We start from the raw sequence: 1,848 nt of genomic DNA, 5'->3' as shown, positions 1-1,848 counted from the left end.
TTCTCCTGAATAACCATTCTCTTCAATCAATGCCTTGCCTCTAAGCCTTTTAACTTTCGCTGAGTGGGAAAGAACTTAATCAACTTGGTATTATTTATAGATTTATACAATATAGCTTTATATATCAACCCTATTAAATTATTACTCAGATAAGTTGGTTAAATGACTTTATTCCAGATAAAAAAAATCCAGCCCTTGGCTGGATTTTTATGCAAATGTCTATTTTTAGAAGAGAGTTAATGCTATGAGAAAGGGTTTACTTTAATAATCGTTTCAATACGATCTGGACCTGTAGAAATAATATCTACCGGCACACCAGTAATTTCTTCAATACGCTTAATATAAGCAAGAGCGTTAGCAGGTAATTGGTCAACAGAAGTTGCGCCTACTGTGCTTTCGCTCCAACCTGGAACTTCTTCGTATACTGGTGTGATTTTTTCATAACCTTCAGCTGCCGTTGGTGGCACAGTGATAATATCACCTGCTTCAGTTTTGTAACCAGTACAGATTTTTAACGTTTCTAAACCGTCAAGTACATCAAGCTTAGTTAGACAAAAGCCTGTAACACTGTTTACTTGGATTGCACGATGCATTGCAACAGCATCAAACCAACCACAACGACGTTCACGACCAGTAGTTGCACCAAACTCATGACCAACAGTACCTAAGTGATTACCAATTTCATCATTTAACTCTGTAGGGAAAGGACCTGAGCCAACACGTGTTGTGTAAGCTTTAGTAATACCTAAAATGTAATCAAGATGACGTGGGCCAACACCACAACCTGTAGCAACACCACCAGCAGTAGTATTTGACGAGGTTACGTATGGATATGTGCCGTGGTCAATATCAAGTAAAGTACCTTGCGCGCCTTCAAACATAATTGAATCACCAGCGATACGAGCTTGATCTAAGATTTCTGAAATATCTGCAGTCATCTTTTTAATAGTATCAGCAACAGCTAACGCATCAGCAAGTACTTCTTCATAATTTACAGGTTCAACTTTATAATAGTTAACCAATGAGAAGTTATGATATTCAACAATTTCTTTTAATTTAGCTGCAAAAGTCTCTGCACAGAATAAATCACCAACACGTAAACCGCGTCGAGCAACTTTGTCTTCGTATGCTGGACCAATACCACGACCTGTAGTGCCAATTGGCTTACTACCACGTGCAGTTTCACGTGCAGCATCTAAGGCATTGTGATATGGAAGAATTAAAGGACATGCATCGCTAATAAGTAAACGTTCGCGAACAGGAACGCCTTTAGCTTCTAACATGGTAATTTCGGTCATTAAAGCTTTAGGACATAACACTACACCATTACCAATTAAACATTTTACGTTTTCACGCAATACGCCAGATGGAATAAGGTGTAATACGGTTTTTTCACCGTTGATCACTAAAGTGTGACCAGCATTGTGACCGCCTTGATAACGAACTACATATTTCGCTTTATCGGTTAGTAAGTCTACGATCTTACCTTTACCTTCGTCACCCCATTGAGTGCCGAGAACTACTACATTTTTGCCCATGTTTGACTATTTCATAAGAAAATTAGGCGGAGATTTTACCAAAAAAGAAATAGTAGTCCAAGTTAAAAAGTAATATTTTAGGTTAACTACTCAAAAATATAAAAAATAATGATAAAAGTTAGTAGTTTAACTATAAAATTAATATGCTTTTAGCTGTCGCTATTCAACTCAATTTTGTTCTGGTTCGCTGTAGGAAGTGGTTCAATGTGAGTACTTGGTTGAGAATCAGTTATTGTGTCCGGGTTCACCTGCATTGCTTTAAGTACTTCAAGCAATGAAGGTGAACAATGATTTAATACCAAGTTGATTA

At 37.3% G+C, this 1,848-nt stretch carries 1 protein-coding gene; it reads right to left on the bottom strand.

Features of this window, described 5'->3' with window-relative positions:
• Window positions 1–242: 242 nt before the first annotated feature.
• The gene (locus tag KO502_RS00755; protein ID WP_216020649.1) at window positions 243–1,538 is read right to left on the bottom strand and encodes an adenylosuccinate synthase; all 1,296 of its coding nucleotides are present in this window, start codon (window positions 1,536–1,538) and stop codon (window positions 243–245) included.
• Window positions 1,539–1,848 lie beyond the last annotated feature (310 nt).

Origin of the sequence: Colwellia sp. E2M01, from assembly GCF_018860585.1 — a bacterium.
Taxonomy (GTDB): Bacteria; Pseudomonadota; Gammaproteobacteria; order Enterobacterales; family Alteromonadaceae; genus Colwellia.
This window is presented reverse-complemented; position numbering and strand designations above follow the sequence as displayed.